Annotated in this window: 22 protein-coding genes and 2 pseudogenes; 19 read left to right on the top strand and 5 right to left on the bottom strand. The window is 39.7% G+C overall.

Annotated features, from left to right (window positions below):
- Positions 1 to 23 precede the first annotated feature (23 nt).
- Positions 24 to 1,451 carry a YfcC family protein gene (locus CSV61_RS01890; protein ID WP_099637878.1) on the top strand — a complete coding sequence of 476 codons (1,428 nt, stop codon included), beginning with the start codon at positions 24 to 26 and terminating at the stop codon, positions 1,449 to 1,451.
- Positions 1,452 to 2,038: 587 nt separating this feature from the next.
- Entirely contained in the window at positions 2,039 to 3,292 is a 1,254-nt protein-coding gene (locus CSV61_RS01885) for an S-layer homology domain-containing protein (RefSeq protein ID WP_099637877.1), read from the top strand.
- A 232-nt stretch (positions 3,293 to 3,524) separates the two neighbouring features.
- On the opposite strand, the gene CSV61_RS01880 is transcribed toward CSV61_RS01885, so the two are convergent.
- Positions 3,525 to 4,892: a DHA2 family efflux MFS transporter permease subunit gene (locus CSV61_RS01880; RefSeq protein WP_099637940.1), complete on the bottom strand. Its 1,368-nt coding sequence runs from the start codon at positions 4,890 to 4,892 to the stop codon at positions 3,525 to 3,527.
- 418 nt (positions 4,893 to 5,310) lie between these two features.
- Between CSV61_RS01880 and CSV61_RS01875 the strand changes: the two genes are divergently transcribed.
- The 11 genes and pseudogenes from CSV61_RS01875 to CSV61_RS01825 all read left to right on the top strand — a co-directional run bounded on the left by CSV61_RS01875 (position 5,311) and on the right by CSV61_RS01825 (position 17,166).
- Positions 5,311 to 5,925 (top strand): sterol desaturase family protein, encoded by a 615-nt coding sequence (locus tag CSV61_RS01875; RefSeq protein WP_099637876.1) that lies wholly within the window; start codon positions 5,311 to 5,313, stop codon positions 5,923 to 5,925.
- Positions 5,926 to 5,949: 24 nt separating this feature from the next.
- Positions 5,950 to 6,666, top strand: a complete 717-nt coding sequence (locus CSV61_RS01870; protein ID WP_099637875.1) for a GntR family transcriptional regulator — start codon at positions 5,950 to 5,952, stop codon at positions 6,664 to 6,666.
- 153 nt (positions 6,667 to 6,819) lie between these two features.
- Complete coding sequence (locus CSV61_RS01865) at positions 6,820 to 8,658, top strand: bifunctional metallophosphatase/5'-nucleotidase (RefSeq protein WP_199173566.1); 1,839 nt, start codon at positions 6,820 to 6,822, stop codon at positions 8,656 to 8,658.
- Positions 8,659 to 9,263: 605 nt separating this feature from the next.
- Positions 9,264 to 9,644: a GntR family transcriptional regulator gene (locus CSV61_RS01860; RefSeq protein WP_099637873.1), complete on the top strand. Its 381-nt coding sequence runs from the start codon at positions 9,264 to 9,266 to the stop codon at positions 9,642 to 9,644.
- Positions 9,637 to 10,509: an ATP-binding cassette domain-containing protein gene (locus CSV61_RS01855; protein WP_099637872.1), complete on the top strand. Its 873-nt coding sequence runs from the start codon at positions 9,637 to 9,639 to the stop codon at positions 10,507 to 10,509. The genes CSV61_RS01860 and CSV61_RS01855 overlap by 8 nt, the downstream gene beginning before the upstream one ends.
- Position 10,510: 1 nt before the next feature.
- Positions 10,511 to 11,215: a hypothetical protein gene (locus CSV61_RS01850; RefSeq protein WP_099637871.1), complete on the top strand. Its 705-nt coding sequence runs from the start codon at positions 10,511 to 10,513 to the stop codon at positions 11,213 to 11,215.
- A 153-nt stretch (positions 11,216 to 11,368) separates the two neighbouring features.
- Positions 11,369 to 11,731 carry a hypothetical protein gene (locus CSV61_RS01845; RefSeq protein ID WP_099637870.1) on the top strand — a complete coding sequence of 121 codons (363 nt, stop codon included), beginning with the start codon at positions 11,369 to 11,371 and terminating at the stop codon, positions 11,729 to 11,731.
- Between the two features lie 1,303 nt (positions 11,732 to 13,034).
- The gene (locus CSV61_RS01835; RefSeq protein WP_099637868.1) at positions 13,035 to 14,987 is read left to right on the top strand and encodes an aconitate hydratase; all 1,953 of its coding nucleotides are present in this window, start codon (positions 13,035 to 13,037) and stop codon (positions 14,985 to 14,987) included.
- Between the two features lie 12 nt (positions 14,988 to 14,999).
- Positions 15,000 to 15,170: a hypothetical protein gene (locus CSV61_RS16680; protein WP_158233755.1), complete on the top strand. Its 171-nt coding sequence runs from the start codon at positions 15,000 to 15,002 to the stop codon at positions 15,168 to 15,170.
- Between the two features lie 540 nt (positions 15,171 to 15,710).
- A pseudogene (locus CSV61_RS01830) lies at positions 15,711 to 16,764 on the top strand (dipeptide epimerase).
- A 204-nt stretch (positions 16,765 to 16,968) separates the two neighbouring features.
- Positions 16,969 to 17,166, top strand: a complete 198-nt coding sequence (locus CSV61_RS01825) for a hypothetical protein (protein ID WP_099637867.1) — start codon at positions 16,969 to 16,971, stop codon at positions 17,164 to 17,166.
- Here the strand turns inward: CSV61_RS01825 and CSV61_RS17040 are convergent.
- Positions 17,150 to 17,335: pseudogene (locus CSV61_RS17040) on the bottom strand (IS1595 family transposase); the annotation flags it as partial. The gene CSV61_RS01825 and the pseudogene CSV61_RS17040 sit on opposite strands and share 17 nt — an antisense overlap.
- Positions 17,336 to 17,437: 102 nt before the next feature.
- Positions 17,438 to 17,575, bottom strand: a complete 138-nt coding sequence (locus CSV61_RS16675) for a hypothetical protein (RefSeq protein ID WP_158233754.1) — start codon at positions 17,573 to 17,575, stop codon at positions 17,438 to 17,440.
- Positions 17,576 to 17,687: 112 nt separating this feature from the next.
- Between CSV61_RS16675 and CSV61_RS16670 the strand changes: the two genes are divergently transcribed.
- The 6 genes from CSV61_RS16670 (at position 17,688) to CSV61_RS01795 (ending at position 23,791) form a co-directional block, all read left to right on the top strand.
- Positions 17,688 to 17,888 carry a hypothetical protein gene (locus tag CSV61_RS16670; RefSeq protein ID WP_158233753.1) on the top strand — a complete coding sequence of 67 codons (201 nt, stop codon included), beginning with the start codon at positions 17,688 to 17,690 and terminating at the stop codon, positions 17,886 to 17,888.
- Between the two features lie 142 nt (positions 17,889 to 18,030).
- A complete protein-coding gene (locus tag CSV61_RS01815) occupies positions 18,031 to 18,234 on the top strand; it encodes a hypothetical protein (RefSeq protein WP_099637865.1) in 204 nt (67 codons plus the stop codon).
- A gap of 131 nt (positions 18,235 to 18,365) precedes the next feature.
- Complete coding sequence (locus CSV61_RS01810; RefSeq protein WP_099637864.1) at positions 18,366 to 18,824, top strand: OsmC family protein; 459 nt, start codon at positions 18,366 to 18,368, stop codon at positions 18,822 to 18,824.
- Between the two features lie 420 nt (positions 18,825 to 19,244).
- A complete protein-coding gene (locus tag CSV61_RS01805) occupies positions 19,245 to 21,407 on the top strand; it encodes a M28 family peptidase (RefSeq protein ID WP_199173565.1) in 2,163 nt (720 codons plus the stop codon).
- 207 nt (positions 21,408 to 21,614) lie between these two features.
- Entirely contained in the window at positions 21,615 to 23,228 is a 1,614-nt protein-coding gene (locus tag CSV61_RS01800) for a GMC family oxidoreductase (RefSeq protein WP_099637863.1), read from the top strand.
- 305 nt (positions 23,229 to 23,533) lie between these two features.
- Entirely contained in the window at positions 23,534 to 23,791 is a 258-nt protein-coding gene (locus tag CSV61_RS01795; protein ID WP_083031406.1) for an autorepressor SdpR family transcription factor, read from the top strand.
- Between the two features lie 296 nt (positions 23,792 to 24,087).
- Here CSV61_RS01795 and ytxJ read toward each other — a convergent pair whose 3' ends face one another.
- Together ytxJ and greA are read right to left on the bottom strand one after the other, a co-directional pair.
- A complete protein-coding gene (gene ytxJ / locus CSV61_RS01790; RefSeq protein ID WP_099637862.1) occupies positions 24,088 to 24,414 on the bottom strand; it encodes a bacillithiol system redox-active protein YtxJ in 327 nt (108 codons plus the stop codon).
- A gap of 87 nt (positions 24,415 to 24,501) precedes the next feature.
- Positions 24,502 to 24,975 (bottom strand): transcription elongation factor GreA, encoded by a 474-nt coding sequence (greA, locus tag CSV61_RS01785; RefSeq protein WP_304442543.1) that lies wholly within the window; start codon positions 24,973 to 24,975, stop codon positions 24,502 to 24,504.
- Positions 24,976 to 25,074: the final 99 nt, after the last annotated feature.

Below are 25,074 nucleotides of genomic sequence, written 5' to 3'. Positions count from 1 at the left end.
TTGAATTGATGGAGGAGGACACTATGGAACAAGAGCGCAAAAAGAAGCGTCTGAAATTTACAATGCCTGATGCCTATATCATTATTTTTAGTATTATTGCATTGGCGGCTATTGCCACTTATCTAATACCTGCGGGATCCTATGAGAGGGAAACCGTTGACGACATAACAAAAGTTGTACCTAATAGTTATACTGCTCAAGAATCTAATCCAGCCAATTTATTGGATCTATTCACATCGATTCAACTCGGAATGGTTGAAACTGCGAATATCATTTTCTTAATCTTCATTATTGGTGGAATTATAGCGGTTATTGAGTCAACGGGAGCTATTGATTCCGGTTTGAATAAATTAATAGATAAAACAAAAGGCCGGTATATTATATTAATCACAACAGTTAGTGCTATGTTTGGTATTTTAGCTTCAATGGGAGTTGTAGCAAATGCTGTTATCGCTTTTATTCCCATCGGTATTGGTTTAGCACGATCCCTGAAGTTGGACGCGATAACCGGAGTAGCGATGATTTATTTAGGGTATTATTCCGGAATGATTGCAGGCGTTTTTGATCCTACGATTTTAGGATTTGCTCAAACAATTGCCGAATTACCACTATTCTCAGGAATAGTTCTTCGAATATTTGTATTTATTGCTTTAATTACCATCACTATAATTTATACAAATAGATATGCTAGAAAGATTAGAAATAACCCAGAGAAATCAATTATGGCTGGTAAACCTTTCGGGAATCACCAACAGGTTTCTGACGAGGTTGGAGAGCTTCAAGAAGATAGAGTGACAAAGTTTACGACTACACAAAAGCTTGTCATTTTGGCGTTTGTTGGATCACTAGTCTTTTTCGTTTACGGAGCCTTCACTAAACAATGGGGGATTAATGAGTTAGCAGGTATCTTTATTATGATGGGTGTTATAGTGGCAATCATCGCACGTATCAATCCGAATAACTTCGTTAAAATCTTTATTTCAGGTGCACAGTCCATCGCATACGGTGCACTCGTAGCAGGTTTAGCAAGAGGCGTGGTCATTGTAATGGAAAATGGCCATATACTCGATACGATTGTGAATATGGTTCTCGTTCCATTAGAATCAACCACATTATTAATAGGTGCACTGTTACTCTTCGTGTTTAATATGGGCTTTAATCTACTCGTAACGGCAGGAGATGCTCAAGCAGCTATCGTAATGCCTATTATGGTTCCTATTGTCGACATTTTAGGAATGACAAGACAAACCGGAGTTCTAACATTTAAACTTGGAGACGGCTTTACAAACATTATTGCACCAACTTCCGGGGTTTTAATGGCAGTGTTAGCTATAGGCGGAGTCAAATGGACTCAATGGATCAGGTTTGCAATTCCTCTCTTACTTATGTGGATTGTGGTAGGAGTTATCGCGATTACTTATGCAGTCCTTACAGGGTACGGTCCATTTTAATAGTAAGTATGTTGTATGAAGGTTACTGAGAGCTAGACACAAAGACAATTCGTTGTGCTTTTGTGTCTAGTCTTCTTGTTTGGGAGCCCGGTACCACCACTAGACAGTAGGGATTGTGGAGATGGAATTTTAAAGCTCGAACTATGAAAGACCATTTCAACTAGGCGAGGGTATGTCTGAAACGATTACAGGTATGAAGACCAAAATCTTAGAAATGAACGGTTTAATCAATATTACGCCTTCTACTATCTAGGAAGTGCATCCTGATATAATTAAGTTCAATAAATGCAAAGCAGACACGCGGGATGTGTCTGCTTTTTTATGGTATGAATAAGTTACCCGAGAGTTTCTACATGAAAGTTTTACGACTACTTAAACATTTGTGTTTGTTATCTGTATGGGGACTGTTCAATATATTAATGCTATATATTCCGAATAAATAATTACTATTTAACAAAAATCTACCGACTAGTATTATTAGACTAGCAAAATAAGCCTATTCATGTAAAATAAATAGTAATGTTTCACTCAAGAATATTTCTTTCGGATTGAAACAAATACTATACTGGCAAACTAGGAGTGAAGTCATGAAAAAACTTTTGCAAACGCTGTTGTGGACCGCCATGCTGTTCGTTTTATCCATTGTTTTCGTAAACTCTGGACAGGCATCCGCAAAGGAATTCAAGGACGTACCGAAGAAACATCCGAACTATGCAGCGATCCAAGAGATGGAGAAGAAAGGACTTATTAGCGGGTATCCAGATGGTACATTCCGACCGAATGATCCAATTAGTCGCAAGCATGTTGCGACATTACTTGATCAGGCACTGAAGCTACCAAAAGCAGGAAAGAAGTTGATCTACAAAGATGTACCACTTAGTCATCCATATTATCAGCCCATCATGAATTTGACGCAAGCAGGGATCGTAAGCGGAGGGGCGAATCAAAAATTCAATCCTGACGCACCGATCACACGAATTCAGATGGCGAAAATATTGGACTTAGCATTCGGTTTTCGACTGACTGATCGACCAGGCGGCTTCCATGACCTTTATTTGGATCATTGGGGGTTTGTTCATGCGCATGTCTTGCTTGAGAATGGTATAGCAAAAGGCGATGACGGTATTTTTATGCCCAATAAACGAGTTACACGCGCGCATTATGCGGAGTTTTTGAGCCGTTCATTGAAAGTAGGCGTTACGCCTGTGGAAACAGAAAAAGTGAGCAAGGCGCAAGTGCTGAATCTTCTGTACCGTACACCAGCTGAAGTAGAAGGTGTGATGATCAGAGGGTTCCTAGCGAATAAGAAGTTCAGTGAAATTCGTTCGCAATTACTGCCATATGCCACTGCTAGATTTGCAGATATTCAGATGAAGCGCGATTATCCGTATGTGTGTTTCGCGTGCGATACATCGTTCTTCCCGTACTATGTATCGGAATTGTCGGTTCGTCTCCAGTATTCGCAACCGAGCAAAGATAAACTGGTCGTCAACACAATTTTACTAGATTCGCCGGGACCGGTTTCGGGTGGAGCTTTCGTTGACTATATATTTAAAAAAGAAAGTGGCAAATGGAAAATACATGATTTGAAATATACGGGAATCGGCAAGCGTAATTTTGAGCTGACACAGGACGAAGTGAAGCAGATTTTGCGTTATGACTATTCGTATCAAGACCCTGCTTACATTACGATTCATTTCGTCTCCGAGTCAACAGCCACTGGCACAGATCAGAAAAGTGGAGAAAAATATACGTATACGAAATACAAATTCACGGTTCAGACAGATCAAGGTCGTGATACGGTCGTAGTGAATTCAGACAGCGGTTATTACGAATATTGAAGTTGCTCTGAATCTGGAATCGTTAATTTAAACACGTGTCACTATACAAAAAACCCTTCTACGATGAAGTCATCGCAGAAGGGTTTTTGTTAATGGATATAATTTATCGTTGCTTCGTAAACAGCTAGACTTGATACATTTAGTAAACTTTCTGCATAGCGAAAGTGAGTGTGAGGGTAATGAAATCTGTTCCCGCTGTTTCATGAATCCCTTGCTGACTGAAGTACCTCGGTTACACACGAACTCGTTTCACAAACAGAGACGCAATAAATCCTGTAACAGCAAACGCTGCGATAAAGTAAAATGCATATTTCGTACCCGCTGCGATTAATTCAACAGGAGGGGCACTCGGTGAAACTTTCTGAAGCAAGTTCTCGCCATGTACGAGTAATGTGATAGCCATGGCCGTTCCCGTAGCACCTGCCATTTGTTGTAAGGTGTTCATTACCGCGGAACCATCCGCGTAAAGTTCGCGAGGTAATTGATTTAACCCATTCGTTTGTGAAGGCATGATAATCATGGAAATGCCTACGAAATATATTAGGAAAGCAATAATAATTTGCCAAATAGGTGTTTCGGTTGAAATGATGATGATAAACATGACACTTGAAATGGAGGTAAATAAAAAGCCGATCGGTAAAATCTTTTTAACACCAAATTTATCTGTAAGCATGCCTACGACTGGAGACAACAATGCGTTCATGGCGCTGCCTGGTAAAAGGATAAGCCCGGCCATTGCTGCGCTGACGAGTAAAGAAGTTCTCAAGTACAGAGGCAGTAAAATCGCTGTGGACAAAATCAAGAACATACCAATGAACAATAGCAAGGTGCCCAACGCAAACATTGGATATTTAAAGACACGTAAGTTGATCATCGGCTGCTTCATCTTCAGCTGTCTAGTAATGAATAGTACGAGAGAAATGGAACCGACTATGAGCGGAATATATACTTGTGCAGACGTGATAGACTTTTCTGCAATCGTACTTAAGCTGTAAATTAATCCTCCAAACCCGAGTGTGGAGAAGATTATCGATACGATATCAATTGTTGGTTTGCTAATTTGCGAAACATTATCAATTTGTTTTAGCCCGAATACGATTAATGCTACATAGAATATCAAGCTAAGCCAGAAGATAAACGACCAACCCAGTGTGTCGACAATTAAGCCGGATAGAGCAGGTCCAACCGCAGGCGCTGTCGTAATAACAAGTCCCATGACCCCCATGACGACGCCGCGTTTATGAATCGGGAAGATTAGTAACAAGACATTCATCATCAACGGTAACAAGATGCCTGTTCCGACTGCTTGAATAATCCGACCAATAAACAATACCGCGAAACTAGGTGCTAACGCAGCGAAAATCGTACCTACAATGGAAAAGGCGAGAGAAGCAATGACTAATTGCTTCGTAGTAAACCAACGGATTAAAAGAGACGACACAGGAACGAGAATACCTAACGTTAATAAATACCCCGTAGTCAACCACTGTGCAGTCGCTGAGTTAATCGAGAAGTCGGCCATAATATTAGTAAGAGCCATATTTAAAGCCGTTTCACCGAATAACCCGATAAAAGCTCCAAACATCAGAGTAAAAGCCATTGCTTTTGGATAACGTACTTGAACAATTTGTAATGAAGACACAATTTACTTCCTTTCTAAAAACAGACTGATGCAATATATATGAATGAAACGTGTTGTGACACAGCAAAGGATACCCACCCTGGCAACGACCAGAAGCAGATATCCTTAGCTGAAATAAGTTCGTTGCTATACATAACTTGCCGCTTGAGTAGTATAACATGTATCAATTAATGGAGGAATAAAATAGCACTGCATAAGAAAATTTAGATTTGCTTCTTAATGTAGTGCTTTTTCATTTCCCAAAAAATAAATTGACTATTAATTCTGAATAATATATAGTCTTGGTAACTCCAATTTCATTTATGGTCTTACCAAATGAAATTGGTTAGCTAACACGCCTCATCGATTGATTGACAATAAGATAGGAGGACGGTTGATGAATACAAAATATGTAAAAGAGTTCTTCACGTTTCCGGACATTATGATGATGCTTGTGCTATTGATCCCGCTGATTAGTTATACTCTTTTACACGCACTCTCTCTTAGTGTATGGGTTTCATTTATTGTAGGGATGGCTACTTATGCGATGAGTGAATATATGATTCATAGATTTTTATTCCATATGAAAACGCCAACCCATCCATTTTTATTGAAAACGATTAAGCGCTTACATTTTGATCATCATGTAGATCCGACAAATTTAAAACTATTGTTTCTGCCAATTTGGTTTAGCTTACCTGGATTCTCCATATTTACGATTGCTTTTTATTTCATTACAAGTAACTTTACATTCACAGTGGCGTATCTAGCAGGCATCATCGTCTATTTCATGTATTATGAATGGAAACATTATATTGCGCACCGCCCCGTTCAACCGCGTACCGAAATGGGAAGACGTATAAAGAAAGCACATCTTTGGCATCATTTTAAAAATGAAAACTACTGGTTTGGGGTTACACATACAGCTATCGACAAAACGTTTGGAACGTACAAAGATCAAAAAGAAGTCGATAAAAGCGATACTGCTAGAAATTTAGAAAATCGTACGTAAGTAGTGAATAAAGGAGATCTAGCCATGAATCGAACAACAACTGTTGAAAAAGAACTGATTAAAGCAATTCTTCAAGGAGAATATGTGGCGGGCAGTCAAATCGAAACGGAAAGAGAACTAGCAGCGATGTATGAACTAGGACGGCCCGCTATTCGAGAAATCTTGCAGCGTCTGAGTCACGGAGGCTGGCTGACATTACGAAAAGGGCAACGCGCTGTCGTCAATGAATATTGGAACGGAGGCAATATTACTACTATCGTGGATATTATCGAGTACTTTGATCAAGTACCTGATGCATTCGTTCTCTATTTTTTGGAATTGCGTATTGCGTTAACGCCTCAATATGTACAAAAAGCGGTACTGCATAATTATCCTAAAGTAGTAGGATTACTCGCTGAAATAGATGAGTTGTCAGACACGGCGGAAGCTTTTGCATCGTATGATTGGAAACTTCAAAAGGAGTTAGCTAGATTATCCAAGAATCCGCTTTTCTCGCTCGTGTTAAACAGCTTTGAGTCAGCTTATGTAAAAATGGCAGTGAAATACTTTGAAAGCTCATTTCGCCGTGAAGCTTCATTACATTATTATAATAAGTTACTGTCTTTTGCATTATCAGCTGATGATCAACAAGCAGAAACACTTTCCCGGGCAATGATGGAAAAAAGCTATGATCTATGGAAAAATCAATTGTCACCAGACGAGAGAATTGGAGTGAAGTTTAAGCTGAATAGTATACACTAAATACTTTCTATTTCTATAGATCCATATGAGGAGGACATCATCATTACGAACATACTAGTCAAGTCCATTTCAATCGTTCTACTCTTAGCCATAATTCTCATAATAGATGTTCCAAAAGGAAACGCAGAATCAGCAGAAGAATCGATCACGATATTGTTTACGCATGACTTACATGACAACTTCCTACCATTTGAGGTGGAAAGAGGGAATCAGAAGCTGTCAATCGGTGGGTATGCTAGATTGCAAAGCGCAATTGCTGAACAAAGAGAGAAAGATCCGAATGCGATTCTAGTTGATGCGGGAGATTTCGCGATGGGGACATTGTTTCAAACGATTTATTCGACAGACGCACCTGGCTTACAAACGATGGGGCGGATGGGTTACGATGCAACCACTTTAGGAAATCATGAATTCGACTTTAGATCAGAAGGTTTAGCGAGTAGTTTACGTGCTGCGAAAGATAGTGGGGAAAAGTTGCCTAGTATCGTTGCTTCCAATACAATCTTTCCGAAAGATAAGAACGGCAAAATTCCCGTGAACATTCAAACATTAAAAGACGCGATGGACGAATATGACGTGAAAGATTATATAGTAATCGAACGTAAAGGAATTCGAATAGGAATCATAGGGTTGATGGGGAAAGAAGCAGCTGGCAATGCCCCTATGTCCGGTGTGATGTTTGATGACGCAATAGAAAGTGCCAAGTCGACAGTTGCTACATTGAAGAACGAAGAACATGTAGACTTAGTCATCGCTCTTTCACATGCAGGCACGTCTGCTGTTCCGTCGCAATCCGAAGATGAAATAATTGCCAAAAATGTCCCAGATATTGATGTCATAATTAGTGGACATAGCCATACTACATTAGAAGAACCGCTTATTGTGGGTACTACTATACTAGGATCAGCCGGAGAGTATGGAGAAAACCTAGGTGTCTTAAATATATCTAAAAATGAACATGATAAATGGATATTAAATCACTATGAGTTACGGTCAATTGATGATTCTCTTCCTTTGGATTCAACGATTACTGAAACAATTGATATATATAAAGAAGCAATTCAAGAAAATTACCTCGACGACTTTGGAATGGAATTTGATGAAGTGCTAGCTTATTCGCCGTTTGATTTCACATCTTTTTCCACGTTAGGAGTCAATCAACAAGAAGAGCCGATCGGAAACTTGATTGGCGACTCCTATATTCACATGGTTGAACAACTGGAAGGAGATGATTATGAACCGATTGCTGCTGCAGTTGTTCCGGTAGGGACGATTAGAGATTCATTTAGCAAAGGCGACATTACGGTTTCACATGTGTTCAATGTAAATTCATTGGGGATTGGTCCCGATGAAATTTCTGGCTATCCGCTTCTAGATATTTATTTGACCGGCAAAGAATTGAAAACCATTGCAGAAGTCGATGCCTCTATTACACCTATTATGAATGAAGTGCAACTGTTTATCGCAGGATTGAGTTATACGTTTAATCCGAATCGTTTTATTTTTAATAAAGTAACCGACATTAGTTTGCAGTCAATTGAGGGCGTTAAAGAAGAAATCGACGACAAAACACTCTACCGTGTGGTCGGCGGCTTATATTCTGTTCAAATGCTTCCTTTTGTAAATGAAAAATCATTCGGAATCCTATCTGTTGTGCCGAAGACTAAAGAAGGAACACCGGTGAAAAACTTTGAAGACCAAATCATCTACATGAATGAACACCAAGAAGTGAAAGAATGGTATGCCATTGCGAATTACTTCAAATCATTCATAAAGATCAATGGTGTCGCACACGTGCCGACGTATTACGCCCAAACACATGATAGAAAAATCGTAGTGCACGATTCAAGTATGTGGGCGATCCTCAAAAATCCAAATGCGATTATCCTGACGGCTTACGCGGTCCTACTCGCTTTTGTTGGCATACTGGTTTTACTTGTTATGTTGGTTGTTAGAAGAAGAAAGCGCAAAAAAGAAAAACTGATCGGATGAGTGATGTAAAGATTGATCGGATCAGCCGATTCGTATCGGATTAAGACATGAACTAGCATCGCATATAGCGGTGCTTTTTCTTTTGACTTCCTTTTAGTGAAGTTAGTTATTCGGAGTATCAAGGTGGATGCCTAGTTGCTTGAATTCAATATTCTTGAAGAAAATCCTTTCACACGGTACGGCCTTATAAATAGATGAAATATTTATGTTCCTCAATCAGGTTAGTTGTTGATTAAAAATATGTTTGAATTTCCATAGGTGATGAATGAAGCATGAGTAACCAAGTCTATGTATTCCTTTTACTCGTTTTAGGATTCAACACATTGAGGGCTCTTATCTTATAGATGGGTCTGAAAGTGCGTATTATTTACTCCTCTTTCTATTAAATTTGTTAGCTTTACTTTTCGTCATTGTTTCGAAAAATAAGATGAAACCTACTAAGTGATGTATTGCAACATAATAAACCTATACGATTCGAGAACGAACACATTTCAAGTGATCATTTTTTTAGTTGACTAAAAATTCAATCTGTTATATGGTTATATACATAACCATATAACCATATAACTGAGTATAGCATATCATGAAAAGAGGTGACAGACGCGATGAGTAAATCTTTGGATGATAAAAAGCCTATTTACCTTCAAATAAAAGAAATGATTGAAGATCAGATTATAAACAATCAATTACAAGAGCATGATCAAATTCCATCAACAAACCAACTCGTGCAGTTTTATAAAATCAATCACATCACGGTTTCAAAGGGAATTAACCTCCTTGTTGAAGAAGAGATTATTTATAAAAAAAGGGGTGTGGGAATGTTTGTGAAAGAAGGCGCAAAAGAAAAATTGGTACTTAAACGAAGAGAAGGATTCGCTGCGGAATTTGTTCTTCCCATGTTAAAAGAAGCGAAAAAACTCAAGTTAGTAGATCTCGATATCTTGAAAATAATGGAAAAGTTGAAAGGGAGTGTAGAGGATGACTAGAAAAGTAGAGGCAAGTAACATAAGTGTTTCGTATAACGAATTTGAAGCGTTACAAGATATTAACTTCACGTTAGAGAACGGAAAGATTTATGGAGTGATCGGGCGCAATGGTGCTGGAAAAACGAGTTTACTATCTGTAATAGCCGCTTATCGAAAGGCAACGAGTGGAGAAATGAAAATAGATGGAGAGAACATATTTGAAAACGAGAATGCAATGTCTCAAGTAATGTTTGTTCATCAAACAGATTACAAAGATCATCATGACACAATCAGTAAATACTTTGATCTAGCCGAGCGCTACCGTCCTGCATTTGATCGAAAGTATGCGGAACAATTAGTTCAGCTATTTCAACTCCCAATCAACAAACCATTACGAAAGTTATCGGCAGGTATGCAATCTGCTTTTAATGTAACAATGGGGCTAGCGAGTAAAACGCCCATCACGATTTTTGATGAAGCCTATCAAGGAATGGATGCCCCAACACGTGAAATTTTTTACAGTGAAGTTTTAGAAGAGCAAGCACGCAATCCTCGAATTTTCATTTTATCTACCCACTTAATCTCAGAAATGGAATACCTATTTGACGAAGTGCTTATGATTCATCAAGGTACATTAATACTTCAAGAGGAAGTGGACACTCTTTTAGAAAGAGGATATTCTGTTACAGGTCCGACTAGTGATGTAGTAGAAGTGGTCGCCGGACTTCATGTGTTAAATGAAGAACAGCTGGGCGGCACGAAATCGATGATGTTGTACGGAGAATTAACGAAAGAAAAAGAAGACGAAATAATACGAAAAGAACTAGAAATAGGAAATATTTCACTCCATGAATTATTTATTCATTTAACAAAGGAGGGAATGTAAAATGAACGCAATGGGAAAGAAAGTAGCTACGGATCTGTACTTAGGCCAAATGAAATGGGTTGCGTGGTATTTGCCGATTGTGTATGTTGCGTACTTTGCAATTGTTTGGTTCCTCGATGAACCAGATATCAGGTCCATTTCGTTACTAACATTTACATTTCAAACAACTACAATATTTATGCTCGTGTGTGGGATCATTTCAAGCTCCGCATTCCTCACAACATATGTGAAATATGGCGTTACTAGAAAGTCGTATTTTCAAGGAGCATTGCTGTCAGCGATAGGCTTAGCAATTACTGTCATAGGTCTAACAACGATTCTAACTTGGATAGTACATGTATTGAACATCAACGTGTTCAAAGAAGTTGTGTTATCCTCACTTGGAGTAAACAGTTGGTTACTGACTAGTGTCTCTTATTTCTTCGTAGTCATGATCTATTTTCTAGTCGGATGGCTAATTGGATTAGGGTTTTATCGTTATGGCGGGGTTGGAGGATTTGTAACCATTATAGTTGCAGTCGTAGTAGTATCTTTATATGATTTGCTTTGGTTGTTCGACACACCTAAACCATTGAAGGGATTGTTCAACTTTGATATCCCGGTACCTAATGTTGTAGTGGCGCTCATCGCATCATTCGCTATAGCGACAATCACAGCTATAGCAGTTTATAAAATTGTGAAAGAAACACCGATTAAAATAGCGTAACTTTCATTTTACCAAGTGCAAAGGATAGGGAGTGCAAAGTCCAAATAGTAGCAATAGCGGAAAAGGGCTGGCACGCCTGCAACTCGAATGAAGAGTGTCAGTATAAAAACTACTAACCTTTAGATACTTTGAAATGAAAGATGAGGTTCTAATATGAAAACGGTTAGCCAAGAAGTCCAAGAACTGTCTATTAACTCTTTAGAGTCCACTTTGACTAAGCTTTCGAATGCTTATACAAGTATGACAGAAAAAGGTTCTAATACAACATTAGTGAAAAAACGACGTGACGCTATACAAGTCGGGTTGGAGAGCCTACATGACGTTTGGCGCGATATAGATTTTTTCTATAACAAAGAAGAGATCTTACAATCCAAGAAAGTTTTGCAAAGTATCGTTCCGTCTATCGAAAAACAATTAGCCAAAGCAAAGGATGGTAGTCCTCAGAAAACGGTGAATGAGCGTCGCTTAATTGCGCTAAAATTGGCGATCGAATCATTGGAGAATCGACTCGTATAAAAGAGTAGCTTTGGTTGTCGTCGAAAACGCATTACGCTAGAATCGATTCAGATTGTATACGAAGGAAAAGTGAAAAATAGCTGCAAAATAAGTGGGAAATCTATTACAATTAATAAATAAGCAAAGTTAAAACCGCGTGAAAACGAAGTTCATCGTAACTTAGATACACGCGGTTTTTTCATATTATCAAGTTTTGTCTTAGCCTATATACATATGAACTATATTTCCATAAGATAGGTGATCTTAGCTATAAAGTAAGACAACATCCTTCTGGAAAGGTAGTGTTAAAAATGCAATGAGACGACTATTTACGTTTCATTATTGTGAAGTAAACAATTTTTTATCGCGAAATGAAAACGTTTAAGATATATAATTCGGGGTCCTAGTATAGTTGAGTGTAGCAGATATAGTAAGAGTTTTATATTGCGACAACATAAATAATAATATTATGTAAACTAAATAATACGATATGAATACTAATTATCTGTGACTAGTAACTAATCTGCTCCAATTAGTTTCATATACTACTATAGCAGTTCTATTGTTTGAAAATAGAAGCGAGGGATGTTGTGATAAGCAATAATCGTGCTGAGCCATCCAGATGAATTCATTGCACCTGAAGTGCTGGCTTACACTGTGAGAAAAATTACCGACATGGAACAACTACATGACAGTAGAATTACCATAGTTAATGTAGCTGAAAAAGTATTACAAGAAAATAATTTGTTTTATATACTAGATTGATGAAATACGTTTTTGAACAAATAGGTACAGTCATAGAATATACGCTACGCCAGAAGCACCCAGAAAAAATGGGAAGTAACAGTAAGAGCGATTTTATGCCACATAGACGCTTATCAAAAGGAGGCTGGTTTACTTGAAAAGACCTTTTAGTACATGGTCATTTGTTTTTGTAGTTACTGGACTGCTAGCATTCGTGATCAATTGGTTAACAACTGAAATAATTGAACCAGTTGTTCTGATCGGATTCATCTTTTTAGTATGTGGAATTATTTTTAGTTTTATTGCGTTTTCCAAAGAGGAAAAGGGAGCAATGAAAATCATATCATGCGCGTCTTTTTTCATTATTTTACTTTGCCTTATATGGATTGAACCATTTTTATTTATTTATATATTAACTTGGTTAAAAAACATCTTATAATCAACCATTGCATTAAACGCTGTGCAAGAAACTTACACGAATGTTTAAACATTCATGTATATTTCTGACACAGGTACTGAATAATAATAGCAGGCCGTTTACTTCTTTAATATTTTAAAAAATCCGGAGGGGGATGCTTCTATGCCCATGAATGTGACTCAAAAACTTATTAAAAGCCACTTGGTTTCCGGAGAAATGACAACCGGTAGCGAAATCGGTTTGAAAATTGATCAGACGTTGACGCAAGATGCAACGGGAACAATGGTGATGCTGGAACTGGAAGCAATGGGTGTCAAGCGGGCACAGACGGAAGCTTCTGCCCAGTACGTCGATCATAATGTGATTCAAATCGACAACAAGAATGCGGACGATCATCTGTTTCTCAAAAGTGCCACGCAGCGATTCGGTCTGTATTACAGTCGTCCGGGGAATGGGGTCAGTCACCCTGTACATATGCAGCGGCTTGCCGCTCCCGGGAAAACCCTGCTCGGATCAGACAGCCATACATGTGCAAATGGATGTATGGGAATGCTTGCGATGGGTGCGGGCGGCCTGGACGTATCTCTCGCAATCGCGGGTAACCCGATATACATCAAAATGCCTGAAGTTATGGGCGTGCGTTTGACAGGAGAACTCCCTGACTGGGTCAGCGCGAAAGATGTTATCCTTGAAATGCTGCGCCGCCACGGAGTGAAAGGCGGAGTCGGCAAGATCATCGAATATTACGGACCAGGTCTTGATAACTTAAGTGCCATGGACCGCCATGTCATCGCCAATATGGGGGCAGAACTCGGGGCGACGACGACTGTTTTCCCGTCAGATGGGGAAATCCGCAATTTCCTCACTTCCCAAGGGAGGGAAGAGGATTGGTCAGAACTACTTCCGGATGAGGGAGCAGAATATGACATCTATGAAGAAATTAATCTGTCTAATCTTGAACCGCTAATCGCCAAACCATCGAGTCCCGGGAATGTCGTTCCTGTTTCAGAAGTGGCCGGAACACCGATTTACCAATCCTATATCGGTTCCTCCGCGAATCCGGGATACCGTGATTTTGCAATTGTGGCAGAGATTGTCAAAGGGAAGCGGGCGAAAGAAGGTGCCTCCTTCGATATCAACCCGACGTCCCGTCAATTGCTGACGGACCTGGTGAAAGAAGGCCATATCGCCTCTTTGTTACAGGCGGGTGCCCGTCTTCATCAGGCAGGATGCAATGGATGTATCGGCATGGGGCAAGCACCGGCGACAGGCCGGAACAGCTTACGGACAACACCCCGGAACTTCCCGGGACGTTCCGGAACACTTGAAGACAGCGTTTTTCTATGCAGCCCGGAGACCGCTGCGGCTTCCGTCTTGTACGGAGCCATCACCGATCCGCGGACACTCGATATGCCGTACCCGCGCGTGAAGAATCCTGTGGAACCAACCATCGACACTAAGCTTCTGACAGAGCCTTTGCCATATGAGGAAGCACGTGAAGTGGAGCTATATAAAGGACCCAATATTGCGCTCATTCCAGATATGGATACTTTGCAGGACGAGATGGAACTTCCTATAATGCTAAAGATGAACGACAATATCTCAACAGACGAAATCCTTGCAGGCGGTGCCCGCGTCCTGCCTTTCCGAAGCAACCTTCCCGAAATCAGTAAGTTTGCATTTGAGAACGTGGACCGTTCGTATTACTCAAAAGCGAAAGAGACTCCGGGCGGCCATGCCATCCTGGCAGGTTCGAACTACGGACAAGGCTCCAGCCGGGAACATGCGGCCTTGGCACCGCGCTATCTCGGACTGCGGGTTGCACTGGCAAAAGATTTTGCACGTATCCACTGGCAGAACCTCGTGAACTTCGGGATCCTCCCGCTTACATTTACCGACCCTGCAGAGTATGAGCTGCTGGAAAAAGGAGACGTCCTGGAATTATCCAATATGCGCGCTGCCATCCAGACGGGTGAACCGTTCATGGTGGGCATCAAAGGAAAAAAACGTAAGATTCAGGTCGAACACTCCATGTCCGAACGCCAGATTGAGGTCATGCTCGAAGGTGGGATGATCAACTGGGCGAAAGCGCGCCATGACGAAATTGAAATATGAGGAGGAATGGGAATGATTGATCGTGAAAATACATGTAAAGCGTGTGAAGGGAATGGCATGCTGTCTGATGATGAAGGATGGCAATATGGTTGCAGCATCTGCCGCGGAACGGGATATCTCATTGGAACCATAAGTGAAGCTGAAATAAAAGACACAGATGTCAACAACCGTTTGCTGGATTAATCATCGTTTCCTAAAGAGCCCCGTTGGTAGCGGGGCTTTTCTAATTGGATGGGGAACTGCACACAGTCCGGGTTGAACAGGAAGTCCAAACAAAAGTACCTATGTGTGAAGAATATCATATAAATACTTCTTTAATCTGAAATTAAGGGCATACCATTTACAAAGTAAAAGGTAGCACTATAAGACTGATAAGAAATAAATTGTTATAGAATAGCTAATCAGTTTTTGAATGTATGAAAGGGTATTTTTGAATCAATTGGAATGAATTAAAAATGCTCTGTTTGACTACGAAAATAGCTGGAGACTGGATTTTTTATTGTACGAAATAAGTTTCGGAATTTGGCTTTGCGCTAGTAAAGCATTTGTATAACTACCAATCGAACCAGAGAGAATAGAATGTATGAGATTGATATGTAGAGCAAAAAACTAGGTTTTGAATCTTGGTATTGTACCAGGAATGTCGTGAAAATCTCGAATGAAGGGAAGATCATTGATGAAAGAGAAGCCTAATATGGACGCTAAAATAGAGGGAGAGATTGCATGATCATCAGAGAAGTAGAGATCACACGACGCAATATACCACTTGATAAACCATTTAAAACAGCGTTAAGAACAGCGACAGAAATAGATTGTATTGAGGTAACGATCCATTTAGAAAATGGAATTATAGGTACAGGATCTGCGGCGCCTACATGGGTAATTACAGGGGATTCAACGGAAAGTATAGAAGCTGCTTTATCAGGTCCTATAAAAAGCCGTACTGAATAAAAATATTAATCATTTCCAAACGCTGTTGAAAGACATTCAAAATAGTTGTGTAGGAAATTCAAGTGCTAAAGCAGCTGCTGATATAGCGATGTATGACGCATACAGTAAATTGCTAGGAATTCCATTGTATCGTTTTTTGGGAGATCACAAGCAGTTAAAAACATGCATGACGATTGGAGTAGATACGCCTGAAAAGATGGCAGAAGATGCAATCGAACGTGTTAAGGATGGATTTAGCAGCCTTAAAATAAAAGTTGGATCTCAACCAGAATTGGATATCGCGAGGGTTTCTGCAATACGAAAAGTAGTGCCATCAAAAGTTATGCTACGCTTAGACGCGAATCAAGGGTGGACTCCTAAACAAGCTGTACAATTAATCAATCAAATGGAACGTGAAAACTTAAATATTGAATGTATTGAACAACCCGTCGTTGCGAATGATTTAGAAGGATTAAAGTATGTAACCGATCATGTAAATGTACAGATTATGGCTGATGAAAGTCTCTTTTCACCAAAAGACGCGCTCACATTGGTTAGTGGAAATTATGTAGATTTGTTAAATATTAAACTGATGAAGTGCGGAGGAATCACGAACGCATGGAAAATTGCAAGTATTGCTGAAGCGGCAGGAATTCCATGTATGATTGGTAGTATGATGGAGTCAGCCCATTCTGTCGCAGCAGCAGCCCATTTTGCAGCTGCTCATCCAAATGTCATATACTTCGACCTCGATGCACCATTGTGGCTGACAGAGAAAGCAGATTATATGGTGTATACAGGAGATCAAATCACGCTGTCTTCAAAACCAGGAGTAGGCAAGATTTGATTTCAAAACATCTCCTAAGTAGGGTGAAATTCTACATCCATTCTAATAATTATTGATTTGTGGTGCCAGGTCCCGACACTATTCAGTACTGTGTCATGGCCTGGTATCTTTTTATTAAGCTGTTTTCGTAAACTTTGTTGTGTTTTGAAAAAAGTAGAGTATGTTATAATAAACTATATATGATTCAATAGGCGGTGTGATAAGTTGGTAAGAAATGTGCCTTTACTGATGACAATGTTACTGGTTGGTAGTAGCGCGTTAATTATTTATTTGACTACTGAACTTCCGCAGCTTACGGAATGGTTGCTACTACTAGTTGCTGTCGTTTTAAATACGTGGAGTGCCCTTGCATTGATCTTGCACATAGGCATACAAAAGCTGAATTCTATACAACAGCAGTAGTTCTTAGTTCACTTATTGTCATGTTATTTGGTTTTTGACAGGAAGGAACAAGCATTTGATTGATTCGTTCATCAAATGCTATTTTTTTACCTATTTCCATCCAACCCTTTAAGCAATTGTGAAAATTATCAACGTATTGAAAATGATAAATGCCTTTCTTCACGTGTTGTCAGCGCTATCCATCACATGGAAATCGAAAAGACCGCTAATTTATCTAGTAATTAGCGGTCTTTCGTTATCTTTTTAACGTACCTCTACTGTGGAACATTATCTACACACGAACACGTTTCACAAACAGCGAGGCAATAAATCCTGTAATCGCAAACGCCGCGATAAAGTAAAACGCATATTTCGTACCGGCTGCGATTAATTCAACAGAAGGAGCACCCGGTGATGCTTTCGAAAGCAAGTTTTGACCATGTATCGATTAATGGAGGAATAAAATAGCACTGCATAAGAAACGTTCAAGTTTGCTCCTTATGCAGTGCTTTTTAATAATGAAAATTAGAAAATGCAAACTGTTGAAAAAGAACTGGCCGCGTGCTTTGAGCTGGAACGGCGCGCTATTCAAGAAGTCCTGCAGTCCTGCCGAAATCGATGAGTTACCATACACAACGGAAGCTTTCGCGTCGTGTGATCGGAATGTTCAACAAGCAGAAAATCTTTCCCGGGCAATGATGGAAAAAGCAATGGCTTATAAAAAACCAATTATCACTAGTTGAAAGAATCAGTGTGAAATTTACGCATGATGTACATGACAACATCTTTTCATCAATGGTTACAATAGCAGCAGGAAAGTTAGGCACCTAAAACCTTTTAAAACATACAATGATAGAAAAAATATTTCAAAAGGTGATCTGGCGTATGGATAGTCAATTACGTTCATTTGTTTATGGATTGCAAACTAGAACGCCTTTACAAACGGTGGAGCTCTGGATTTTAGGATTGCAAAACCGAAGTGGCGCTGTTCAACATGCAGTATTATCACCTGCACTCCAAGAACGAACGGAAAAACAATTTGTGCAAAATAAAATGGTTACCTGGACAAATTATCCAAGCCGATCTTGAAATATATTTCCTACTTACTTTTAAACGATCAGTCAATTCGTAAAATTTATTTACTTATCCCATTACATTTTTAAATTTTATATGCTACAATACATATTATAATAGTAAGAATTAAAAAGGGGATGGGTTATATGTCAACGACAAACAACACATTAGCCAAGATTGCTGCTACAGCGAAATGGGATGAAGGGGTTCGCTCTACACATACAATCCGCGACTTTGAAGAATTTCCGATGGATGAACCTGTTCATTTAGGCGGAACGGATACCGGTGCAAATCCACTCGAGTTTATTGCGGCTGCACTGAATGGTTGTAAAGCAGTGATGATTCCATTAATTGCGAACGAACAAGGATTCGCTTTTACAGCGATTCATTTTGACACAACGGGTATTGTAGATGCTAGAGGTTTGATGGGAGAAGAAGGCGTGAAAACGCATTTCCAAAAAGTTCGCTTTGTTTGTGAAATCACTACAAATGAATCGGATGCAGCGATTGCGCAATTAAAAGCAGAAGTGGAAAGAAGATGCCCTGTATATAATCTATTTGCCGATGCAGGAATTCCTGTGGAGTCGAAATGGATTAAGAAATAATGACAGCAAAATTAAAACCGCGTGAAACCAAGTTTTTCTCACTTGAGTTCACGCGGTTTATTTATTCTACTACTTTGTTCGGTTCTCTTTAATAACTGATCACTTGCTTCCCGTAGTGAGAGTATCTGCTCTTTCAAGGCATATACACGCAACTAGATTATATTTGGTCATGTTAACACCCCGCTGGACATGCTACTGGACAAGATACATTCTCCTGAGGAATGGCAACAAACATTATGTTAAAAAATTGTTTTCAAATAAAGCAAACAAAAGTCAAGTTTGTTTGCCTAATACACCAAAAACATCTTGACAAAAATATTTAATTGATATGGTGACGAAAATTGTAGAAATCTATTGCGAAAACTCTCTCTATATCGTTTAATGAATTGATTGCAAAAAAATGAAAAAGGACTGTGATACATGAAAAAGATGGTAAGTTACTTCACGTTGTCTATGCTCGTCGCAACTTCACTTGTTGCGTGTACACCAAAAGAAGATATTTCCAAAGAGAAGAAAGAGCCGATCGAGGAAGTGAAGACCGTTCCGCTTTCAGATGAGAAGGACAAGTACTTATCTGAAGTAGATGTGGAATATGCTTTTGAATTCGCTAAAGGAATGGAAGAATATAAAACCAATGAAAAGCTCGGTTATCGTACGGCAGGATCGGAAGCGGAACGAAAGACTGGCGAGAAAATTGGAGAAGAAATGAAGAAAATCGGATTAACTGAAGTCACGAAAGATGCGTTTACGGTAGATAGTTGGGAGTTTGAGAAGGCCGATTTAACCTTTACGGATACTGCTGGAAAAGAGCATCTTGCTGTGCTAGGTGGTTATCAAGTGAACTTTGACACGAATGGTGTGAAAGAACTTGAGATAGTTTATGCAGGAAAAGGGACTGCGAAAGATTTAGAGGGATTAGATATCGAAGGGAAACTGGTATTAGTCGACATCAATCAACGAGAAGAATGGTGGATTAATTACCCTACGTATCAAGCGCATGTAAAAGGGGCAGCAGCGGTCATTGCGGTGCAAGAAGCTGGTTATGCCGAAGTGGATCCCGATGCGTTGAATTCACAAGATATTTGCGGACCGGACGATGCACCTGCATTCTCGATGTCTCAAACGGATGCAATTGAACTAAAGAAGGCACTCGAGGCAAGTGAAAATGACAAGTTTACCGTAAAATTTGATGCTAAATCTACTGTGAAAATGGATCAAGAAGCGTATAATTATTACGGGAAAATTGTCGGAAAAGATCCGGACTCCTATATCCTGTTATCTGGCCATTATGATTCGTATTTTGCCGGGTTCCAAGATGACAATGCAGCAATCGGTCTACTGCTTGGTATCGCTAAAGGAATGATTGACAGCGGCTATCAACCAGAAAAGACTCTTATTTTCAATGCGATCGCAGCAGAAGAATGGGGCAAATCGAATACTCGCTACGACTGGTCGACAGGTGCTTACAATCAAATATTTACTGTTCATCCTGAGTGGGTAGGCAAGACGTTTGCGAATATGAATTTCGAGCTTCCAGCATATGAACATACGACACAAGACGAAATTCGTTCTACGTATGAGTTGAATAACTATTTGACGGAGTTCGCAAAAGAAGTTCCACCATTATCCGACGTGTACAAAGATGGGATTTCAGTCGTTTCCCCGCTACGTACATGGTCAGATGACTTCTCATTCAGTATTGCGGGTGTGCCGGCGCTTCGGAATGATTTCCAAGACAGTGAATTCATGCACTCCCATTATCATTCTCAATTTGACAGCGAAGACGCATTCAATGCCGAGGCGTTAAAATTCCACTTAAACCTTTATGGATTATTGACCATGCATTACGATCAAACTGCTATTGTGCCGTTAGACTTCACGACACGTTTGCAAGCGATGAAAGACTTGATCGACACCGATGCGTTTAAACAGGCGTCTGTTGCTTCGAACAACTTGACGAAAGAGATTGAAAAGGCGATGTCCAGTGCGGAAGAAGTGAACACAAAAGTCGCTGACATTAATAAAGAGTACGCAGAAGCACTTAAAAAAGAGGATACAGACGCAGCGAAGAAGTTGTACGAGGAAAGTCGTGAGTTAAACAGCGACTTGTTAGCAGCTTATAAATATGCGGAAGACCAATTTGTGCGATTGACGTGGGAAGATGAACCGATATTCCCTCATGAGCATGCGCAAAATAACGTCAAAAACTTAACTGCTTCTATTGAGGCATTAACTACTGGCGATATCGCTACTCCACTGGATGAGTACTTATACGCAATTGACAACAACTGGTATGCGTATGACTTTGATCAGGAAGTATTCAACTACTTCACAGACTATGTCATAAAAGCACCGAAAGAGCAACTTATGTGGGGTGCTGGACGAATTGTCGACCACGAAGACCTATTCGATACGATCAAGTCATTGCAAGCGAAGAAAGAACAAACGAAGCCTGATTTGTCAGAAGAAATTTCTACACTGACGGATGCGCTGGACAGACAGAAAAAGTTATTGGAACAGACTGTAACAGATGAAGCAGCTAGCGTGAAAAAATTAGGTGAGCTGCTGAGTGAAATGAAATAATAAGCAATTTGGAATCGAGGTAGCGCCTTAAAAGCATCGCATATAGCGGTGCTTTTTTTATTGATAAATTTCCCCACGCCCTGTTCATGAAAGAGCCCTTTACTAAAATGTATCATCGGTCCACGTCGTTCGTACTTTCCTTTGCTTCATAATCCCATTCTCCTTGCCATAGGATATACTGCACAAAAACCATTTAGGGGGATTGAAATGAATAAAGGAACCAACAGCCAACCAACATATGACCATATCGTGGTTGGAACGGGGCCAGCGGGTGCTGCCATTGCAAGAAAACTAACTGATGATAACCAAAATTCTATGTTAGTTTTAGAGGCAGGAGATAATAATAGTAAAGAGCAGCCGATTAGAGATTCTTTGTTTGCACCGCCATTTATTCTCACTGAAGACTTTTTTCCTCAATACTTCTGGCAAGGAAAAGGTGTCCCTCAGAAAAATGTGAAAGATCGGTCATTTGATTGGACGGGTGGGCGAACTTTGGGAGGTGGTTCCTCTATTAACAATAACCAGTATGTAAGACCATCACAGGTCAATATGAAACAATGGGAAAACCTTCTAGGACCACTTTGGTCGCCTGAACAAGAGACGTATCAATTTTCGCAACTTGAAAAATACAATGGTCAGACTCAGAATCCGAATGCTAGGGGATATAACGGACAGTTGGATATTAGACAGGCACCCGCTTACCCTACTAGCATGGTTGAGAAATTGGTGACAGCGATAGAAAGAGCCACGGGTTTCCCCAGAATTGTAGACTATAATGATCCCAATACACCACTTGGTCCTTTTACAAGATGGCAACTATACCAGACTCCTTATGGTCAACGAGAAAGTTCTGATACCGCCTTTCTATCGTCGGATGTTATGAAAGAAAGTGGGGAAGGTGTAGGCGGCAGACGGTTATTGGTATCTTATAATTCAACGGTGCAACGTGTCATTTTTGATAATAATAAGCGAGCAATTGGTGTGGAATTTTTTAAAGAAGGAAACTGTTATTACGCATATGCTCGCAAAAAAGTTATTGTATCGGCAGGAATAAATAGTCCTCAGTTATTAATGCTTTCTGGAATCGGACCAGCTGATACCCTGAATAAAGCCGGTATTTCCGTTGTTCATCATAACGCGAATGTAGGGAAGAACATGACTACCCACCCGGTAAATACTTCGATGTTTACAACGAATCCGAATGACAAAGCACTTCCGGACGCGGATCCATTTGCGCTTTATACAGGCGGGGCCTTTTTGCCAGATCCAACGCCTGGTGCCGATCCCAACCGGCGTTGCGTCCAGCTAATTGGTCAAATAGGAGCTGGCGGAATGCTAAGCATTATCCTGATATTATTGGAGCCGAAAAGCCAAGGAACTGTCAGAATTCAAAATGCAGATCCGTTAAAGATTGTACTTGCTGATGTAGAGTTTTTGAATAATCGATCTGACCTAGAAACTATAAAGAACATATATCGGGTATATATTAAAAATATTGCAGAAGAACTATCGAAAATAGATGCACACTACCAACTCGTTACACCTACATTGGAAACGATTCAGGACGATAGCAAACTCGAGGCGTTCATTAAGGATAACTTAGGTCCGACACACCATATACAAGGCACACTTAGAATGGCGCCAAATGAAGATCAAGGTGTTGTGAATGCTATGGGAGAAGTATTCGGTGTAGAAAATTTGATTGTTGCGGATGATTCCATTGCACCGTTTGTTTCAGATGGCAATACGTCAGCGCCAGCTTTCTTCATTGGTGCGAATATTGCTGATCAATTATTAAGGCAGGATTGCAAGAATTCGTGAAGAGATAATTCAAGTATTCACCACTATGTAATCTTTGTCTCCTAGAAGATCGACTTACGTAATGTAACAATACGCCGGTGTCTTGAAACCATTCGGACTCACGATGAATGAGCGCACGAAGACTTGAGAACTTGAAGTATGTATTTCTACGAGTAGTACCTGTACGGAAACAAACGTGAATGTTTATTCATTCCTAATTGTTTTCAGCATAGGTACTACTTTAATTACTTTACATAGTATATAATTAGATGAATAACTAATTAGACAAATTACTAAATGTATTAAAAGATAGGGGAAACTTTTATATGAATGATATTTTTAAAGCACTAAACGACGAAACGAGAAGGCAAATACTTACTCTACTCAGTGAGAAAGGCTCCTTAACTGCTAGTGAAATACATGAAGAATTCGAGATGAGCAAGCCGAGCATTTCCAATCATTTAAACATCTTGCGGACAGCTGGGCTTGTCACTTCGGAGAAAAAGGGGCAGTATATTTACTACACTCTTCACACGACAGTTCTGCAAGATCTCCTTGTATGGATGATCAAGTTGAATAAATAAAAACGTACATTACTTGGGGAAGTACACTTATAGATATATGTGTTGTGCGTGGAGTTGTTTTGTATTTTAAGTGAGTACGTGGCTTTGTGTTAAAGATACAGGCGTTAAATAAGGGAGGTAGGGTAGTGAAAATACAGTGTTGAGACTATAGGGGCGCTATTACATGCTTTATATTCCACATCAACAAACAAACCGATAATTTGTTTGTTGATGTAGAAAGCTGTTAAATACTGTGTCTGAAACTAACGTGAGTGTGTATACATTCCTAAAACCTCATGTACAGATGTTTGTAATACTTAACTATACAGTTCAATCGCATCACGGACAACAGATTCTTTAATGTGATAATGTGTAGCTTGCCATGTTGCTTTTTGGTCTTTTACAATTAATAATTGGGGTGATTCATGTCTTACATGTAAATCATTTTCAATCGCTTTCGAAACGGCTTGATCTGTTTGGACGATGATGACATAGAGTGGTAAGTCCGTAACGAGTTTATGTAATTCTTTTTTTGCAGATAGGCTACTGAAACAAGTTAGACTCATTTTAAAAAGAAGAATGGATTGTCCGTTTGAACTTTCTCTAATTGTTCGCCACTCCTCTATAGTTTTTATGCGTTTCAATTTACGTCCTCCTGTTACTGGATATCATATAATTTATACACTCTACTATATACCCCGAGCGGTATATAATCAAATGTTTGATAGCGTTCATTGTACTGCTACGATTAAAAGGGTCATTTCCCCGCTTGGCGTTTGAACGGATACTCGATCACCAATAGAACGACCTAATAAGCTTTCGGCAAGTGGGGATTCATTTGAAATAGTTCCGTTCAGTGAATCGGCTTCTTCGACACCCACGATCGTATACGTTTCTTCTTCACCATCTGGTAGTTCAATGAATGTCACAGGAGCACCGAAAACGACAGTATCTGTACTGTCTTCTGATCCCGAACTTACTTCTGCATGTCGAAGTCTATCTAAAATCAGCACAATTCGCTCTTCAATTTGTGCTTGCGCTGTAACGGCAGCCTCGTACTCGGAGTCCTCTCTAAAATCACAAAATTTGCGTGCGTTTTTGATGCGCTGTAACGCCTCTTGTCGCTTTTTCGATTGCAACTCATCCAACTCTTTCAATAAAGCTTCTTTGCCCGATTGGGTCATCAAGTATTTTTTGGGTCCCACGTGTGTCGAGCTCCTTTCATTCAAAGTATTATGATGTGTCGATATTTGAAAGACATTCTCCGTATCTACAGAACTCTATACAATCTTTTATATAGTTGC

This window comes from Sporosarcina sp. P3 (assembly GCF_002743415.1).
Classification (GTDB): Bacteria; Bacillota; Bacilli; order Bacillales_A; family Planococcaceae; genus Sporosarcina; species Sporosarcina ureae_A.
Note: the sequence above shows the minus strand (reverse complement) of the source record. Positions and strands in the feature narration are given on the sequence as shown.